General features: G+C 50.7%; 10 protein-coding genes and 3 pseudogenes. 2 read left to right on the forward strand and 11 right to left on the reverse strand.

What is annotated here, in order from left to right; genetic code table 11:
- Positions 1 to 250 precede the first annotated feature (250 nt).
- Together ACTJJ1_RS19145 and ACTJJ1_RS19150 are read left to right on the forward strand one after the other, a co-directional pair.
- Positions 251 to 1,705 (forward strand): SIR2 family protein, encoded by a 1,455-nt coding sequence (locus tag ACTJJ1_RS19145; RefSeq protein ID WP_004951900.1) that lies wholly within the window; start codon positions 251 to 253, stop codon positions 1,703 to 1,705.
- The gene (locus ACTJJ1_RS19150) at positions 1,702 to 2,193 is read left to right on the forward strand and encodes a TIR domain-containing protein (RefSeq protein ID WP_004951901.1); all 492 of its coding nucleotides are present in this window, start codon (positions 1,702 to 1,704) and stop codon (positions 2,191 to 2,193) included. Before ACTJJ1_RS19145 ends, ACTJJ1_RS19150 begins: the two co-directional genes overlap by 4 nt.
- A 74-nt stretch (positions 2,194 to 2,267) precedes the next feature.
- On the opposite strand, the gene ACTJJ1_RS19155 is transcribed toward ACTJJ1_RS19150, so the two are convergent.
- From ACTJJ1_RS19155 to pstB, 11 genes and pseudogenes are all read right to left on the reverse strand, one after another.
- Positions 2,268 to 3,080: a hypothetical protein gene (locus ACTJJ1_RS19155; RefSeq protein WP_440834881.1), complete on the reverse strand. Its 813-nt coding sequence runs from the start codon at positions 3,078 to 3,080 to the stop codon at positions 2,268 to 2,270.
- 208 nt (positions 3,081 to 3,288) lie between these two features.
- A pseudogene (locus ACTJJ1_RS19160) lies at positions 3,289 to 4,029 on the reverse strand (DUF637 domain-containing protein); the annotation flags it as partial.
- A gap of 57 nt (positions 4,030 to 4,086) precedes the next feature.
- The gene (locus ACTJJ1_RS19165; protein WP_440834883.1) at positions 4,087 to 4,287 is read right to left on the reverse strand and encodes a DUF596 domain-containing protein; all 201 of its coding nucleotides are present in this window, start codon (positions 4,285 to 4,287) and stop codon (positions 4,087 to 4,089) included.
- A 584-nt stretch (positions 4,288 to 4,871) separates the two neighbouring features.
- On the reverse strand, positions 4,872 to 5,138 hold the full coding sequence (locus tag ACTJJ1_RS19170) for a hypothetical protein (RefSeq protein WP_062790318.1): 267 nt from the start codon (positions 5,136 to 5,138) through the stop codon (positions 4,872 to 4,874).
- A gap of 853 nt (positions 5,139 to 5,991) precedes the next feature.
- Positions 5,992 to 6,492, reverse strand: a pseudogene (locus ACTJJ1_RS19175) (DUF637 domain-containing protein); the annotation flags it as partial.
- A gap of 68 nt (positions 6,493 to 6,560) precedes the next feature.
- The gene (locus ACTJJ1_RS19180) at positions 6,561 to 6,923 is read right to left on the reverse strand and encodes a DUF596 domain-containing protein (RefSeq protein WP_062790324.1); all 363 of its coding nucleotides are present in this window, start codon (positions 6,921 to 6,923) and stop codon (positions 6,561 to 6,563) included.
- Between the two features lie 8 nt (positions 6,924 to 6,931).
- Positions 6,932 to 8,400 (reverse strand): annotated as a pseudogene (locus tag ACTJJ1_RS19185) (DUF637 domain-containing protein); the annotation flags it as partial.
- Between the two features lie 143 nt (positions 8,401 to 8,543).
- Complete coding sequence (gene imm2 / locus ACTJJ1_RS19190; RefSeq protein ID WP_241921845.1) at positions 8,544 to 8,918, reverse strand: Imm2 family immunity protein; 375 nt, start codon at positions 8,916 to 8,918, stop codon at positions 8,544 to 8,546.
- 2 nt (positions 8,919 to 8,920) lie between these two features.
- Complete coding sequence (locus ACTJJ1_RS19195; protein ID WP_440834885.1) at positions 8,921 to 14,809, reverse strand: DUF637 domain-containing protein; 5,889 nt, start codon at positions 14,807 to 14,809, stop codon at positions 8,921 to 8,923.
- 63 nt (positions 14,810 to 14,872) lie between these two features.
- Positions 14,873 to 16,552, reverse strand: a complete 1,680-nt coding sequence (locus tag ACTJJ1_RS19200; RefSeq protein ID WP_440834887.1) for a ShlB/FhaC/HecB family hemolysin secretion/activation protein — start codon at positions 16,550 to 16,552, stop codon at positions 14,873 to 14,875.
- A 229-nt stretch (positions 16,553 to 16,781) separates the two neighbouring features.
- Positions 16,782 to 17,594, reverse strand: a complete 813-nt coding sequence (gene pstB / locus ACTJJ1_RS19205) for a phosphate ABC transporter ATP-binding protein PstB (protein ID WP_006316912.1) — start codon at positions 17,592 to 17,594, stop codon at positions 16,782 to 16,784.
- Between the last annotated feature and the right edge of the window lie 22 nt (positions 17,595 to 17,616).

Genomic DNA, 17,616 nt, shown 5'->3' on the forward strand with positions numbered 1-17,616 from the left:
ATATTAACGATCAAATACCCGTTCGATTCATTCATAATAATGCAACTGCCTGACGCTCACTCACCTATTACTTTTAATATTAATTTATATTCAAAAAACCATTATTATATTCACACAATGAATGGTTTTTAATTTTACTTAATTTGTATATTCCGCTAATGTATTTATCAGCATGAAAATAACTATATTCACCAAACAAATAAATACCCGTAAATAAATAAAAAACCGTTATTCACAGGAAGGAACCTACATGTTCTCACGCGATATAGAGTTGTTTATTCGTGATTATGTTAATGACATCAAAGCGGGCTCCGCCGCTCTGTTTGCCGGCGCCGGTTTATCCATCCCTGCTGGTTTCGTCAGTTGGAAAGAGCTTATCAGCGATATCGCCTACGAGCTGGAACTGGATATTGAGAAAGAAAGCGATCTTATTTCACTGGCACAATTTCATCTCAATGAAAAAGGTAATCGGCATAAAATCAATCAGAAGATTGTCACCGAGTTTGCCGAACAGGCGCAGGAAACGGAAAATCATCGAGCGATCGCCCGATTACCCATTTCGTCGCTTTGGACCACCAACTACGACGATCTTTTCGAAAAAACCTATGCCCGTTATAACCGCGTATGCGATATCAAAACCACACCCATCGGCCTGACCAACAATATTCACAAACGTGATGTAGTTTTATACAAGATGCATGGTGATTACAGAACGCCTAACGAAGCCATTATCACCCGGCAGCAATATGAAGCCTATCCTCGCTCTCACGCGCCATTTATCAATATGCTGATGGCGGAACTCACCGCCAAGACCTTTCTGTTTATCGGATTCAGTTTCGAAGATCCCAACCTGCAATACGTCCTTAGCCGTCTCTATATGCAACATGGTGAGGGGAACAGAAACCATTATTGCGTCATGCGCAGGGTTCAACTCGGCGATAACGGCAGTGAGGATCAGGCCGCATGCGATTACAACAGCCGCAAGCAAACGCTGATGATCAACGATCTGCGCCGTTACGGCATCCAAACGCTGCTGGTAGATGATTATCAAGACATAACTCGCCTGCTGTTGGCCATCGAAACTCAGTTCAAGAAAAGCACCGTATTCATTTCAGGCAGCGCTGAAAGCTACGCACCTTATACGCGTGAAGAATCTATTCAATGCCTGCACCGCCTGGCGGGCCAGCTTATCCGCAAACAGTTCCGTATCGTTAACGGTTTTGGCTGGGGCATAGGGACGGCGGTGATCAATGGTGCGCTGGAAGCTATCTATGGAAGCCAGGGAAAAATAACCGAAAGCCAACTCATCCTGCGCCCCTTTCCACAGTTTGCCAGCGGCGGCACAGCGCTGCCTGAACTCTGGCATGAGTACCGTCAGCGCATGATCTCACTCAGCGGCATTGCCGTCTTTTTATTCGGCAACAAAAAAGACGCTCAGGGTGCATTGACCGATGCCGATGGCCTGCTGAAAGAGTTCGCCATCGCCAACGAACAAGGTTGCATCTGCATTCCGGTCGGCTGCACCGGCTACGTATCCGCTGTTCTCTATCAAATCATCAAGGAGGAAATGACCGACACCTTTTATCACCGCAATCCCGCTGCCATGGCGCTGCTGGACCAGCTCAATGAGCCGGGAAAGTTGGCAGAGAAGAAAACGCGCCTGTTGGAACTCATCGATATCATTGCCAAGGAGAATCCCTCATGACCAGAAGATGCTTTTACAGTTTCCACTACCAGCCCGACAACTGGCGCGTTTCGCAAGTGCGCAGCATAGGCAGCCTGGAAGGTAACCCGCCAGCCAGGGATAACGACTGGGAGGAGGTCACAAAAGGCGGTGACGCCGCTATTGCCGACTGGATCCAAACTCAACTGACCAACCGTAGCTGCATTATTGTTCTAGCCGGTGAAGACACGGCAAATCGCAAATGGATCAATCACGAGATTTGCGAAGCCTGGAAAAAAGGTATGGGGGTGTTGGTGGTCTACATCCACAACCTGAAGGACAGCACCGGCAAGCAGGCAGCTAAAGGTAATAACCCGTTGGATTACATCAAGCTGGGCGAGAACAAGCTCTCTGCGATCGCTAAAGCCTACGATCCACCCTACTCAACAAGCACCAAAGTCTACGAGTACATCGAAGAAAACCTGGCCGATTGGGTGGAGGAGGCTATTCGCATCCGCAATGACTACTAACGACTGACGCCGTTATCAAAAAGGGGTCATATCAGCGATAGGCCCCTTACCCGTTATCGGCACATCTTATCTTTTCACTTCTTCTTACCCAGCAGGCGCATTAGCCACCCCCGCTGCGATTTCCTGACAGGCAGCATGTCTTTGATGGGCGTTGGTTCTAAAACAGGCTCGCTATCCGCTGTCGTAGCGCTACGCTCATGCAGACATCGCACCTGATACTCCACTTCCGTTTGGTACAAGTGAGGTTGCCATTCCTGCCAGAAATCATTGGCTTGTCCCAGAGAACTCAATTCGTCAATTGACCAGACTACGACGAAAATTGCCATCGCAACATAGGCAACGAAGAAGAATAAAAACCAAGAAGTATTGCTGGTGGTAGCCTCACTTTCACTCAAGGGAAGCACAGTGACATAAAAGCCGTAAGTGACCGCCAACGCACTAACAATCAGAAAGACTACAGACCCGATACGCTGGCGCCGCAGCCGGTTGGCATCCAGGGAAAAGACACCACTCTTGACTGAGGTAAGCGAAACACGTCGTAAAAAACAGTTCAGAGAGAGGCTATTCAACGGCAATGATGCACGGCCAAGATAGTCCATCAGTTGGTCCGCGGCCCACACAGGCAAACGAATCCCGATGCTTTCATAAAGCGCTTTGATTTGCAGCAGCACCATGCCGTCCTGCGGCTTATCCCGCAATGTTTGGATGTGTGACAACACAGAGAATCGTTTAACATTGCTGACGACATCAAATTGTCGGCTACGCCGGTTATCACGGCCTCTTAATCTACGTGAGAACCACCATTTCCCAAAGGGGATCGCGATTGACACTAATAAGGTTAAGGTTGGAATTATAATATCTCTAATATAACTTGAATCGATATCCATGATTATATTTTTCCTTATATAAAAATAAACATCCATTTACCTAATAAATACATGAAAAAACAATAAGCAAGTTAAAGCTTCAACTATCAACATATCAATAAAATTATCGACCAACCACAAAAATAGCACCCGACATTAGAGAAACCATTTCTATACCATCAATTAAATATGAAACAATGAAAAATATCAGCAAGGAAATTTTTATAGCCTGCGAAGCAATATCAAATCCCAGTTGGAGACCCAGTTCCCTGAAGCCAGTTGCATCAGAGATCCCCAATAACATATCGTTGATACAGTCCCCATTGCCCGAAATCCGACAGGATTCAAAACTTTTTTCATTTTTCGCCGACAATTGTGCCATTTCCCGGCGAACATTGATTTCACAACCGCTATTACCTTTGCAGTCGGCAAGCTTCTTCGCCATTTTTGCCGGTTCATCATGCATCAGGAAATTGTAAACCAGCACATTCTCAGCAGCGGAGGCTCCACTGCTGGCTCCCTTGGCAGAGTTAGTGATAGCTGCACTGGTTACCGCGCCAATAATACGCCCAGCAGACTGCACTTTAGCGTCCCGCGTTGCCGGCTCTGTAAAAATATCACCCAATGTGATTGCAGCCAGCTCCGCCGCCAGCGCCCCGGCCGCCGCGCCTTTAGCATTACCCTTGCCGATTTCTGCGGCCACGCCCGCCACCACCGCATGGCTGACAGATTTACCGACTACGCCCAATACTTCACCGTTATCGCCAATCAGCTTCGCCCCTTCGGCATTAATCTGGCTGCCGATATTGGCCAACAGGGCATTGGTCAGATTGTCCTTAAAGCTGCCGCCATTAATGGTGGTGTTCAAGCTGGAGCTGATGACCGATTGCCCCGCCACCCGCTGCGCCACCTTGCTCCAGTCGCCATTGCTCAGTTGCGGCAACTTGACGTTGTTCGGGTTAAGCGGTTTCTGTGTCGTTGTTCTGAATAAATTAAACGGCTCCGAAGAGCCGTCTCTGCAAAGTTGTTAGGTCCAGTCTAAGTATCCGTTTTCATGGATCCAGACTATCCCGCCAGGGCATTCTTCGAAAGTAAACCAGAGCCCGTGGATGAGATCTTCTTCAGTAGCTGGTAATGCCTCTCGAAATCGAGTTATCTGCTCATCGAAACTACCGTCTAAAAAGGAGTCATGTGCTGCGAGTTTGATTTTTCCATCTTCCAGAAGCATTCGCAAAAGCAGAAGAAAAAACTATTTCCTTTGATCAAAGGTGAAGTTTTTTTCAGAATACCCCTCTGGAGGAGTCACATACCATAATGCACTTAAAGAATGCCCCTCTAAGACATCCTTATATTCTATAAACTCTTCTTTTCCGATTCGCATATAATTCACCTAAATTTGATCTCAACAGGTTTCTTCACTTTCCCTTGCAGACTGTTAAATTGCTCATTTTTTATAATCTCAAGAGTCCAACGTGCCTTGGTTTCATCCTTACTTTTTGACACACCTCTAAGGTTTACTGTGCTTCCATTGCTCAACACAGCGTAATAGCGGCCTGGTGCTGTGGTAATTTCCTGAAGCGGAACTCCACCAGCCAACGATTGGGCATAGTCGATGATCTCCAGTCGCGGCGTCAGCTAGCCGAGGATAGCCATCACCCGATGCGATATGTCGGCGTTTATGTGGAATAAAAAATCAAGAAAAAACGGCTCCTCAGAGCCGTTTCCATACGTGGGCCACAACCTTCATAAACGGTATCAGGTGCCTATTTTATGATGCATAGCACGTTGCGGAAATAGGGGCTAATCCATGTCCTAACTTATTGCCTTGATAATATTCTGTACGATAGGTGTGACAGCTGCTGTCAATTTTTCATTGTCAATAGTGAAGATTAAAAGTTCAATATCGCTTTCCGCATCAAGTAGCATCTGTCGTAACCATTTTTCCTCTATCGCTACAATACTGTTACCTGCGTTATCTATTTCTGATTGAATTTCAGCCACAGGTAGTTTTCCTTCTAAAAAGGCCACACAGGAAAACCTAAGTTTTTTAATTACATCGGGATAAATCCACTCACTCATTTTTCACTCCTGCGAAGGATTGTGATTATTATGTTACCATTGTTTTCAGTAACCACACCAATGTCACCAGCCCGATAAATTGTCCTTTGAATACCATTAGATATGCTTGTTTCAGTAACACCTGTTTTAATTACATGCTCAACTATATTGGGAGAAACGGTTTTTCCAGGTCCAATGGTTCCTGCCGGGGAACCTAAGCTTGTTGGTTGCATTCGGTCAACAGCATGTTGAGAGTAAAGACGATCACCTATACGTGCGTATTGATGTCCACCAACTGTTTTTTTCGGATAATTTTGCCAAGAGTCCCACGGAAGTTTCGTCTCACTTTTTGGCATGCGATCTAAAGCAATTAATGTGTTTTTCTCGGCAGCTTTGGAAGTAGCTTTAAGCGTGTTACTAGTTATTTTTACACCCAGCTTACCTGCGCCGGCGGCTCCAGCAAACAGCCCTAGCCCAGCCATCGTCAGTTTACCAAACTCCAGACCTGCGCCAAAAGCGCCATCCACGCCGGCATGTTCGTACTTCGTCTTGAATGTTTCGACCCGCCCCAGGTATTCCTGTTTCACACTTTCGCCAATAATCGAGAAGCGTTCATCGTTCTTTATCAGAGCTATTAATGCATCCGCGGCCTCGCGTGGATTGCTGGCCACGGCGACCAAACCATCCACCGTATCGCTGATTTCAACCGGGATGCCGGAGACTACACCCGCCGCAAAGGCGCCATCCTGGGTATGGCTCGTTATTCCCCAGTTCGCCAACACCACCGCTTTATCGAGCGGCGATTTCGCGGCCGCCAAATCCTTCTCCATCAATTCTTGTTGTTTGTGGCTGAGATAGTTATATCGGAACACATTCTCACCACCGGTGGCACCACTGTAAGCACCATCAGACTTGCCGGTGAAGACTGCGCCAGCGGCTGCTCCCAGAACTCGCGCCATCTGCGCCTGCTGTTCCGATTTCTTCTGCCACTCATCCGGCTTGATGATATTATCGCCCAATATCACGCCAGCCAGCTCCGCCGCCAGCGCCCCTGCCGCCGCACCTTTACCGTCACCGCGTCCGATTTCCGCCGCCACACCCGCCACCACCGCATGGCTGACAGATTTACCGACTACACCCAATACCTCGCCGTTATCCCCAATCAGATTGGCGCCCTCGGCCTGAACCTGGCTGCCGATATTCGCCAGCAGCGCATTGGTCAGGTTGTCTTTGAAACTGCCGCCATTGATGGTGGTGTTCAAGCTGGAGCTGATGACCGATTGCCCGGCCACCCGCTGCGCCACCTTGCTCCAGTCGCCATTGCTCAGTTGCGGCAACTTGACGTTTTCGGGTTGAGCGGTTTGCCCGCCGCGTCCTATCGGCGTTTATATGGGGTACAACATCAAGAGAAAACGGCTCCGGTGAGCCATTTCTGTGTACAGGTCAAGTCCAATCTTCATAGCCGCTGTCATGAATCCAGACGATTCCACCTGGGCAATCCTCATGATAAAACCAAATGTCTTCATTTTTGGCTTTCCATTCCTCTTCCGTCTTGGGGAATGCAGCTTTGTAACGTGTTACCTGATCTTCAATGTTGCCTTCCAGGAATTGACCGTGTTTGCCTAATTTTATTTTCCCATCTTTCATAAGAAGCTGAATAATTTCTAAAAAGTAGGCTACTTTCTCCTCATAAGATAATGTTTCTCTATCAAAGTTATCAGCTCTCATAGCTGACCATACGGTTCCAATAGATGACCCCTCTAACTCCTCACTAAACAATTTGTATTTATCGTCGCTATACAACATGGAAACCCTCACCGAAACTTGATTTCTATTCTTTTCTTTACTTTACCTTGAAGCTCACTCAACTGTTCATTACCAAGGATATCAATTGTCCAACGTGCTTTGGTATCTACCTTACTGCTTGAAATTTTCCTAAGGGTTAGTTTCTCACCCGTTTTCTCGTTCAAGACAACGGTCCAAAGCTCGTCAGTTCTTACCTCTAACAATGGTTTTCCCCCCGTCAGTGACTGTGCGTAATCGAAGATTGCTTGTTTCGATAAATTCTCAGTGGCGAACACCTTCACATTACCTTGCTTGTTGCTCCCCCCCTCTTCTAGTACCTGCTCAAACTGTCTCCCAAACACATTTAACTTACTCTCCCCCTGCTTAGGATCAAATACCTTGACCAGTTGATCAGTATTAACCTTCTGAATATCTCGCAGATAATCCGCGGTCTTCGTTGACAAGTTTGTACCCGCAGCCGTTTCGCCTTTGATAAAATCGGCAACCGGTTGAGCATTGAAATTTTTTGTTTTATACAACTCGTCTGAAGTCTTCACCAACTGCTGCGTCAGCTTCTTAACGCTATCCTCGGTTTTTCCCAGGATCAGCGTGCTGCCGGTAGTGACGGCTCCCGTTCCAATTATCGCTTCCGGTGCCACAATGTCTGCCGCATAAATCCCAGCCTGATTCAGGCAAAGTGCGGGGTTGGTTTTGCAACCGGCAATAGCCAATCGTGCTGCCAGAACCAATTCTGGCGCAGCTCCCACCAGCGTCATCCCCCCAGCGGCAAGTACCAGACCGCCACCACCAACAGTTGCCACAATGGCTGCTGCTTCCCGGCGAGCCACAACACGTTTTGCCGCCGCTGCATCGCCTTTATCGGCAGCAAGGATATCTTTCTGATTATCCAATGCGTACTGCATCAACATATGTTCGGTCATGTTGTAGCGATAAACCGACTGTGCACTGTCCGCAGCACTGTAGGCGCCTTCCGGTGTATGCGTTGTCAACGCCCCGGTCAAAGCCCCGATTACTCGTGCCGTTTGCTCTTTTACTTCATTGCCGTTTAACGCTTCCTGCAGACGGTAGAGCTGGCGTTCCTTTTCATTGAGATTGGCCGGTTCAAACAGCGTGCTTTGCATAATCACCCCGGCCAACTCCGCCGCCAGCGCCCCAGCCGCCGCACCTTTACCGTCACCGCGTCCGATTTCCGCCGCCACGCCCGCCACCACCGCATGGCTGACAGATTTACCGACTACGCCCAATACCTCGCCGTTATCGCCAATCAGATTGGCGCCCTCGGCCTGAACCTGGCTGCCGATATTCGCCAGCAGCGCATTGGTCAGGTTGTCTTTGAAGCTGCCGCCATTGATGGTGGTGTTCAAGCTGGAGCTGATGACCGATTGCCCGGCCACCCGCTGCGCCACCTTGCTCCAATCGCCATTGCTCAGTTGCGGCAACTTGACGTTTTCGGGTTGAGCGGTTTGCCCGCCGCGTCCTATCGGCGTTTATATGGGGTACAACATCAAGAGAAAACGGCTCCGAAGAGCCGTTTCTGTGTGCGGATCAGGTCCAATCTTCATAGCCGTTGTCATGGATCCAGACGTTAGACAAAACACATAGATCCACACGGGCATCCTTTTATTCAGGCTTATCGATCAAGCCAAGCAATCGAAGATCGTTTAAAATTTCGTTTTTGTCATCTTCAGTTACATCCTTAAGCATTTCGGATAAATCATTTGCGGATAAAATTTTTAATATGATATCTGTGTGGAACTTTACTGTTTTATCACTACATCTACCAGCCATAAAGATGAGCGTTACTAGCTCGAGCATGAGGCATTCTATTGGTTCTTCAAACGAACCTTCTAATGACTCATACGCAAACGCCTGTTCAGATGTATCACAAACCGAATTACTACCACCACGTTTTAGTAGGTTAAGTATATTTCTGCAATAAGCGTAACTTGAATAGGCAAAGCTACTTCTTATTTCATCATAACTCATCACATTCATTATTATTTACCTCTTCCCGGAATCAAACGCACACCGTTATTGTCCAAAACTTCAATTTTCACTCCAGGGTACCTACTCTCGAATTGTTTAACAACGCCTAAACAGCTTTCGCACGCAGGCTTTTCGGTGAAAATAGTAACAGAGCCTTTTACGGAATAGTTTTTACCTAATCTATCGGCTAAGTTATCCAATATTTTATATTCGGAGTCTATATTTCTTGCTACATGTCTACCATCATCAGTGAGAACAGTCTCATATTTGAAATTTTCTTTTCCCATCCCAACAAAACCCTTACCTGCAACGTCTATGAGATTATGGCTTGCAAGTGTCTTTGGCATTCCAGATATATCAATACTGGCCACTGCAACGTTACCACTGCGTTTCGGGGCTGATGGTAGACCAGTCCTCAGTTCTGTAACCTGGTTTTTGAATGTAGCAGCCTGCTGAACAGTCTTCTCATTGACCAAATACCCTTTCCAGGTACTGGCTGGGCCTACCAATTTGGATGACAGGTATTGGTTGCCGACGTTTGCTTTACCCATACCGGCAAACGTACTGGCGATAGAAACCGCCATCACCGAGGCATTCACCCAGTCCGGCGACCAACCGGTCAACTTGCTGATTTGTTCTATCTGCTGGTTGCGAGCAAACAGCTGGCCGTCGGTTATCTGGTCGCCCAAATCATACGTGAATAACTTTTCGCTGTCATAGCCGGCAAACGCCGGATAGTTGCCGAAACGCTGTCGCTCCTTTTGCACCCAATAGTTGGCGATAACTCCATCTTCTTCCCTCGTGAAAGGGTACTTCTTCATCAGCGCTTCAAATTGCTGTCGCTCTTCGGAACTTAACGCCTCCTGATTGGTGCAGCTCACCTTACGACATGAAGCTGCCAGCAACCGAGCCTCTTTTTCTTTATCGCCCTTAGCAAGTTCCTTAATCGCTTTCAATTCATCTTGATGAAGCTGACGGTTAAAGCGCTCAACAATTTCAGCAGCATTAGCACCACTGTTGGCTCCGCCAGCTTTACCGGTCGCTAAAGCCCCCGCAAAAGCACCGGCCACGCGACTAATCTGTGCCTGCTGTTCCTGCCAGCCTTCATTCTTGACCAGATTGTCATTGATAATCACGCCAGCCAGCTCCGCCGCCAGCGCCCCTGCCGCCGCGCCTTTACCGTCACCGCGTCCGATTTCCGCCGCCACGCCCGCCACCACCGCATGGCTGACAGATTTACCGACTACGCCCAATACTTCGCCGTTATCCCCAATCAGCTTCGCCCCTTCAGCATTAATCTGGCTGCCGATATTCGCCAGCAGCGCATTGGTCAGGTTGTCTTTGAAGCTGCCGCCATTGATGGTGGTGTTCAAGCTGGAGCTGATGACCGATTGCCCGGCCACCCGCTGCGCCACCTTGCTCCAGTCGCCGTTGCTCAGCTGCGGCAGCTTGACGTTGTTCGGGTTGAGCGGTTTGCCCGCTGCGTCCTTGCTCCAACCCATCGCGCTGTCAAAACCGTTGAGCGCCCCGCCAATCGCCATGGCGGTCGCGGTCGCCTTGACGCTTTCGTTACTGCCCAGCACTTTCAGGGTTTTCGATAGGTTGCCCTGATTTTCCACCAATGCCACTGCCGCTTGAGAGGCAAGCGACGACATCCCGGCCGTCACCGCACCACTGGTCACTGCACCGCCACCAATGGCCCCGGCAACATTGCTGGCAGCTAGCGCCGTGAGCGAACTGCCCGCAGTCACTGCCGCCGCTGCAATGGCAATCACCGCCGCCACCGCCGGGTTCAAGTGTTGGCTCTTGTAGTCCCAACTGTCGTAGGCGTCCTTGACGATATTCCACTGCACGTCGTTGCGTTTGTTGAGGTCTTTTACCCAGGTGGTGCCCGACGTATTACCCAGCGCATCTATCGCGCTTTGCAGCGCCTGGCCGTTTTTCGCCTTCACGTCGGCGCTAACACCCTTTGCCGCATCAACGGTCAGCGTACCGCCAGTATGAATGCTCGGCAGCACCCACTTGTTGTCTTCATAGCCTTTATTGGATTGCTTGATGAAGAAACCTTTCGAGTTGCTGATCGTTTGCTCGAAGGAGGTATTTTTTACGGCACGGAAGTTGACCTGCCCATATGGGCTGGTTAATCGAGCATTCTGCCCGGCGGCGATTTTACTGGCTTCATAGGTGCTGTCGTCGCGGCTCATTAGGTTGATGTTGCCGGCGGCAGTAAACTCGGTGACCTTATTGGCTACATCATGGCGAGTCTGCTTAACTTCGGTTTTCTTGCCCCACCATTTGCGTTTCTTCTCGGTTTTCTCGTAGTGGCTGGACTCTTCCATCGCCTGAGCATAGAGATAACCGCCCTTGGCGGCGATATCCATATTGCCGGCTCGCATGGCTTCGGCCTGGTTATACGCGTTGACCTCAGCCCTCTGACGAGCCTCATCCGGCTCCTTGAGTTGCGCCTCTTGACGCGCAGCAGTCAGGCGATTTTGCGCTTCGTTTTTACCGTTGTTACCCTGATTGATACGCTGGGTAGCCAGAATGACGTCATTTTGGGCCGCTGCGAGGCTATTTTTCGCCGTAGCAAGCTCATTCTCGCGCTGTGTAACAAATTTTTTCCAACTCCCCACCTCCGCTGACCAACCGTTTCCATACTCGTGAGGTGGATTATTGCTAATAAATTCGTCGCGCCCGTTTTCTGCTTCTCTAACGGCGGCTTCTGCTTGCTGAACAGCAGATACGCGTTGAGCAACAGCAAGCTCAGCATTCTTTTTGTCCTGCTGTGCCTGGTTAATCTGCCGCTGCGCATTCTGAATCTGTTGTTCAGCTACCGCAATGCGCTGGCCCCAGTCAGTCACCGCGACCGGCGGCCTCCAGTTGGCACCCAATCCCTTAACCACCAGTTTGGTGGCCTGGAATAAAATGCTGCCACCGGAAATCACCGTCATCAGGCCACCGGCATTCAGTTCAGTACCCTGCTGGGTTCGTGTTTCGGTAAATTCCTTGTTGCCCTCGCGGTAGGTATGATTTTGCACCGCCTCGAAGCGCATGTCTCCGCCCGAGGTCAGGGTCATGTTACCGCCGGAGGTGAGTTTGGTGCCGTAGGTCAGTAACTGATTGTTGGCCGCAGCAGTAAAATTTTTCCCTGCGTTAAGGGTCGTGACCAGATGACGATCGTCTTTGTTATTATCGTTAACCGCATCGATGGCAGAGTAACCAGCCGCCGCCAACCACAGGTTTTGCCCGGCCAGCAACGTGATGTTGCCATTGGCAGAGAGAGTGCCACCCTGAGTCCCGAGATCACGCGCAGAGTTAATCAGCAGATTGCCCCCGGCGTGCACTTTGCTGCCTAACTCAGGAGTTCTGTTTGAGTGAAAAAGATAATTAACTCGTTCATTCAACCCACGATAATTGAGATCGGCGTTATGGCCAGCCAGTAACGTAATATCCTTGGCCGCTTTAATCTGAGCCCCCCGTAGAGCCAGGTAACCTCCAGTATTAAGCAGCACAGAACCACTAGCACTCATTTGCCCTACCGCCAACATCTGGTTAAACAGCGCCAGCTCTTTGGCCGGAGTGGGAGAAATAGCCGGTGAAAACGGTTTGTACCACAACCAGGAGAAGTCTCTGTCCAACGTAATGCTGCCATTCGCCGTCATAGCGATGTTACGGCTCTGTGGCGCCAAACGCGTATTGAGAAGTGTGATGGTGCTGCCTGCATTCAACGTCAGATCGCCGCTGGCTTCCAGCCCCCCCATCCAATGCGAACCGTCCGGTTGGAAATAATGCGGTCCCTGACTGGTGTGGAACTTGATCTCACCATTCTTCGTCAACAGAGTGACGTTTTTTCCTTTCACCTCGCTCTGCCAGGCATCGATATTATTCACCGCCGTCATGGACACATTATTTCCGGCGTTTAGTACACCTTGACCAAGATTAATTCTATCTTCGGCAATAAGAGTGATATCACCGCTTGCCCGGATAGCATCGGTATTGCCGATCGTATTGGCATGCAGCAGAATATTTTTCGCGACTAACGTGTCTGGACGAGTTGAAACCACAGCCTCACTGGTTTTCACGTCGTACGGCAACGGTGTATCTATATGAATTCCGCCGTTAAAATCCGCAGTCAGGTTATTACCAGCGGTAATTGACGATTTCTGATGCCCCTTATCTTTCCATGCCAGTAACTCCTGCTGCCTGGTATATGCAGCTTTTTCAGTAACGTTTAACAGATCCCAGTCACCTGGAGGAGCATCTTCATCACGGGCTATGCTACCGACACCAAAAGTAGAAGAACCTAATTGCCAATACAGATCTTTTTGGCCAAGTTGCAAACTCTTTACGGTAAAGTCTTTCCCCGTCAGTATCAGGTCTTTGGCTGCATTAATATTGGACTGATCGTTCCAGAGAGACGTCGCGTTTATATAAGCATTACTACCCGAGCTGATCACACCCGGCACCTGTGATTTAGTGATCACATAGTCATCCCGTCCGACATTAACCTTATCGTTTTTTGATAGATTGATTTCCCCAAACCAACTGCCAATACCAAAATCCTTCAATTCAGGTTCCAGTCGCACAACAGCATCCACCCCTTGCCGTGTGTCGTAGTAACTGCCAACGGATGATTTATTAAATGCCTTTGAATCCCCGGGGATATTTCTCCAGCCCGCGCTCATTTCATTCCGAACGTTATTCAGACTCTCAGTTCTAATAACCAAATCACCGCTGTTGGTCAGTATCTTCGCCGAGCGGTTCTCAACGCTAGTCGCCTTATTGCCCTGCGCATCCTTCTGGATCCATAAAGTGTTGTTGCTGTGCAACGCCGTGTTGTCTCCGTCACGCAGTTCAACATTGCGCACCTTGTCGGCAAACACCCGCATATCTCGGTGTGCAGTCACATTGCCGTTGTTGTTGAGCGTATCGGCAGCCAGCGTCACGTCGCGTTCGCCACGGACCTTAACGCCGGAGGCAATATGAACCTCTCTGGCACTGACGTTCAAATCCGTTTGTGCATGCGCTTGTCCCAGTTCAATACGTCCATTAACGGTAAGTGTGACATCCCGTTGCATGCTATTGATATTATTTAGGTTGACCCCGACCCCATCCTCATTGGCCACGAGACGGATCTTATTGGCATACATGCCGCCCAATGCTTTGGTGTCCACCGCGAGCACAGGTTTAGCGCCTTCGCCGGCGATAGGCTTGATGGTGCCGTCTTTGAAACTGACGCGGTTAGCCCCCAGGGTCAGCGACAGATTATTGGCGTTGATCTTGCCATTCAGTTCGGTAGCGCGGCTGATGATGTCGACGTAGTCGGCGCTGTTGCCGTCCAGCCCTTTGCCGCCGATGGTGACGCCACCCTTTTTCACCTCCAGCGCTTCCAGCGCGCCCTGCTTGTCGAACTGCGGTTTACCGGTAGTCAGGGTGACGCCGGGAGCGTTGATAAAACCACAACCGTCGCAGCTGATACCATTGGGGTTGGCGATCATCACGTTGGCCTTGTTGCCGAACACCTCGAGCTTGCCCTGCAGTTCGGAACGGCTGCCGCCGGTGACTTCGTTGATGATCAAATCGGCCGGTTTACCCTTGAGGTTAGGGTTGCCGTTGATAATATCGACACCTAGCTGCGTTTTTCCGCCCTGTGTCGCATTGTTCAGCACAGCACCCGGAGCCCCGACGTTGAAATCCTTATAGGTGTTATGAGAAATGCCCGCACCGTTCGGCGTGGCGATATTCACCACCGGTACGTTACCCGGTTTGATGACCACCTGAGTGTTGCCGTTAGCGGCGTTGATACCCGCGGCAAAGGCGGGGTGCAATGGCTGCAGCGCCGTCAGATAAATCAGCAGATAGCTGATACTCCGGGGTAACGGGTGGTTGAGCTTATCCATTATTCACTCCTTTGAAATGATGTTGGTTTTAGACATCTGCGGGCGTCTTACCCTGTGCTGACGTTATAACGTGAAGGCGGCTTGCCAGTAGGCCACCCAATGATCCGGTTGCAAGCTGCCAGGGTGCTTCAGGGGTTTACCGACGGTGAACGACTGATTGAACCATCGCCCATTCAGCAAAGCGCCCAGCGCCACGCCACTGACGTTTCCACCGTCGATTTGCCCGGCGCGCCCCTGCACCCAGCCGGTGTCCAACGCGCCAATCAGAGAGAGGTCCCCCAGCCCCGGTTGCGTCATCCATTGCCAGTTGAGCTCGTTACGCCAGTACCCACCGCGATTGCCGGTCAGGTATTGCTCTTTGAAGCCGCGAACCGAATACTGCCCGCCAACGGAGACGCGCTCGCTGGAGTACAGGTTATCCGGTGTAGTTTGCCCGTAGGCTGATGTCAGGTAGTACAAAGAGGGAGTCAGAGGATAGAAGTAACTGGCGCTGAGGCTAAGTTTGCGAAACTCGCTGCGCGGCGCACTGGTATGCTCCGGGTCATCCGTGGTGGCACCCAACATACGTAGGCCGTGGCTTACCGTCGGGTTCAGCGTCAGATAGCCGCGCCCGGCGACCGCGCTGTAATTCCCGCCGAGGCTAAATACGCTGAGCGTCGGGCTGCTGATAGCCAGACGTTCGCCCGCCAGTTGGTTCTCTGTACGCCTGCGCGTCAGCCCTATGTCGACAGAAAACTTGCGCGAACCGTCCCGCAACAGCGTGCGGTTGGCACCCAAACGCTGGGTTTGACTATTTCCCTTATAGCGGTAAGCGTCGCCATTGAACGGCACGTTCTGGAAAAAATCATTCCAGGCATATTGATAGCTGAATAGCCAGTAGCCGTAGGGCAAGGTCACGCCGCCGTTGAGGCTGCGGCTGCGATGGCTATGGCTGAAATCGCTGTTACGTGCCGCAGAAAATGACCACTGTTCGGCAAGGCGCAACGGATTATCCAACGTTATGCCGGCATTCATCTGCCCGGTGCCCGTACTTTTCTGGCCGCTGTTGTCTGCACCAAAAGAAAGTGCAACGGGCAAACGCGCGGAACTGCGCCGCAATACCACGTTTGAATAACCAGAATGCGTTCCAGGCTGGATATCGATGCTCACCTGCTTTGAGAGCAACCGATTGAGCTGTTCCATCCCCTGTTCAATATCCCGCAGGTTCAATACCTCACCGGCCCTGCCGGGGAACGCCATTCGTAACGCCAGCGTGTTTTCTCCATCAAGCGTAATGGATTCCACACGTCCTTCATTGGCGCTGACGATCAACGTACCGCCGGCAATATCCTGATCCTGCAGGAAGGCCTGCGAGGTGATATAGCCGCGTTGCAGATAGGCATTGGTGGTTTCTCGCACCAGGCGATTGATGTGGTTCAAAGTCAGGCAACGGCCCTGGTAGGGTTTTGCCAGTTTTTCTTTCACCGACCAGGAGAGGTGTTCCGCCCCCTGAAATACAATGCGTTGCACGTTGTGGCAGGTTCCCTCGCCCGCACTCTCCACAGGCAGCGGTAATGCAGGCAACGCGACATTGCTTTGCAGTGCTTCACGCTGCTGCTGCGCTTGTTCCAGCAACGTTTTTTGCTGTTGGGTAATGCTGTCGCGGTCGACCGGGCTGGCAATTTCCGCTGCCTGAACGCAATGAAAACGCCCGACACTGGCCATAAACACCAAAGCCCAGATGCATAGCTTCCATGCACACATTTAAAAACATCCATTTACGATAATTTACATAGATTAGCGAATTATAAACATTTATCCCTTCTCGTCCATACGAATGAGAATTGTTTTTATTCAAAGTGCAGAAAATAGCGAAAGTTCAGGGGATAACCGTGAAGGAGCGGCAGGACGAGCGGCGTAATGAACTAAAGGGCATTGAAGCTAACGAGCTCCAGTGGAACGGGGCGCAGCATTGAACTGCGCCCAACAATCCTTAACCGTAACGCCCGGTAATATAATCCTCGGTGCGGCGCTGACGCGGTGACGTAAAGATATCGTCGGTCGCGTTGTATTCCACAAGTTGCCCCTGGTGAATAAACGCCGTGTAATCGGACACCCGCGCCGCCTGCTGCATGTTGTGGGTAACCAGCACCACGCTGTACTGCTGTTTCAGCGCGGAGATCAGCTCTTCGATGGTCAGGGTGGAGATCGGATCTAGCGCCGAGGTCGGTTCATCGAGCAACAACACTTCCGGCTCAATGGCTATCGCCCGCGCAATCACCAACCTCTGCTGCTGGCCGCTGGAAAGGCGGAACGCATTCTCGCGCAACCGATCCTTGACCTCATGCCACAGCGCTGCGGCGCGCAGCGAACGCTCCACCGCCTCGTCCAGGATCCGCCGGTCGCGCACGCCCTGTAGCCGCAGGCCATAGACCACGTTTTCATAAATCGACTTCGGGAACGGGTTCGGGCGCTGGAACACCATACCGACCCGCCGCCGCAGCGCCGCCACGTCGATCTGCGTGCCGGAAATGCCCTGCCCGTTGAGTTGCAGCTCACCTTCGATCCGGCAGTTATCCACCAAATCGTTCATGCGGTTAAAGCAGCGTAGCAGCGTCGACTTACCGCAACCGGAAGGGCCGATCAGCGCCGTAACGCGGTGCTTGGGAATACGCAGCGAAATATTGTGCAGTACCTGTTTCTCGCCATAAAACAGGTTGAGGCCGTTCACCGCCAGCGCGGTATGTTCATCATCAAGATGCTGGACATCCAGCCGGGGCAAACTGCCTGGCGTCATCAAACCCATTACGCACTCCCCAGAAATAACG

It is taken from the genome of Serratia sp. 22264 (assembly GCF_052045345.1).
GTDB lineage: Bacteria > Pseudomonadota > Gammaproteobacteria > Enterobacterales > Enterobacteriaceae > Serratia > Serratia plymuthica.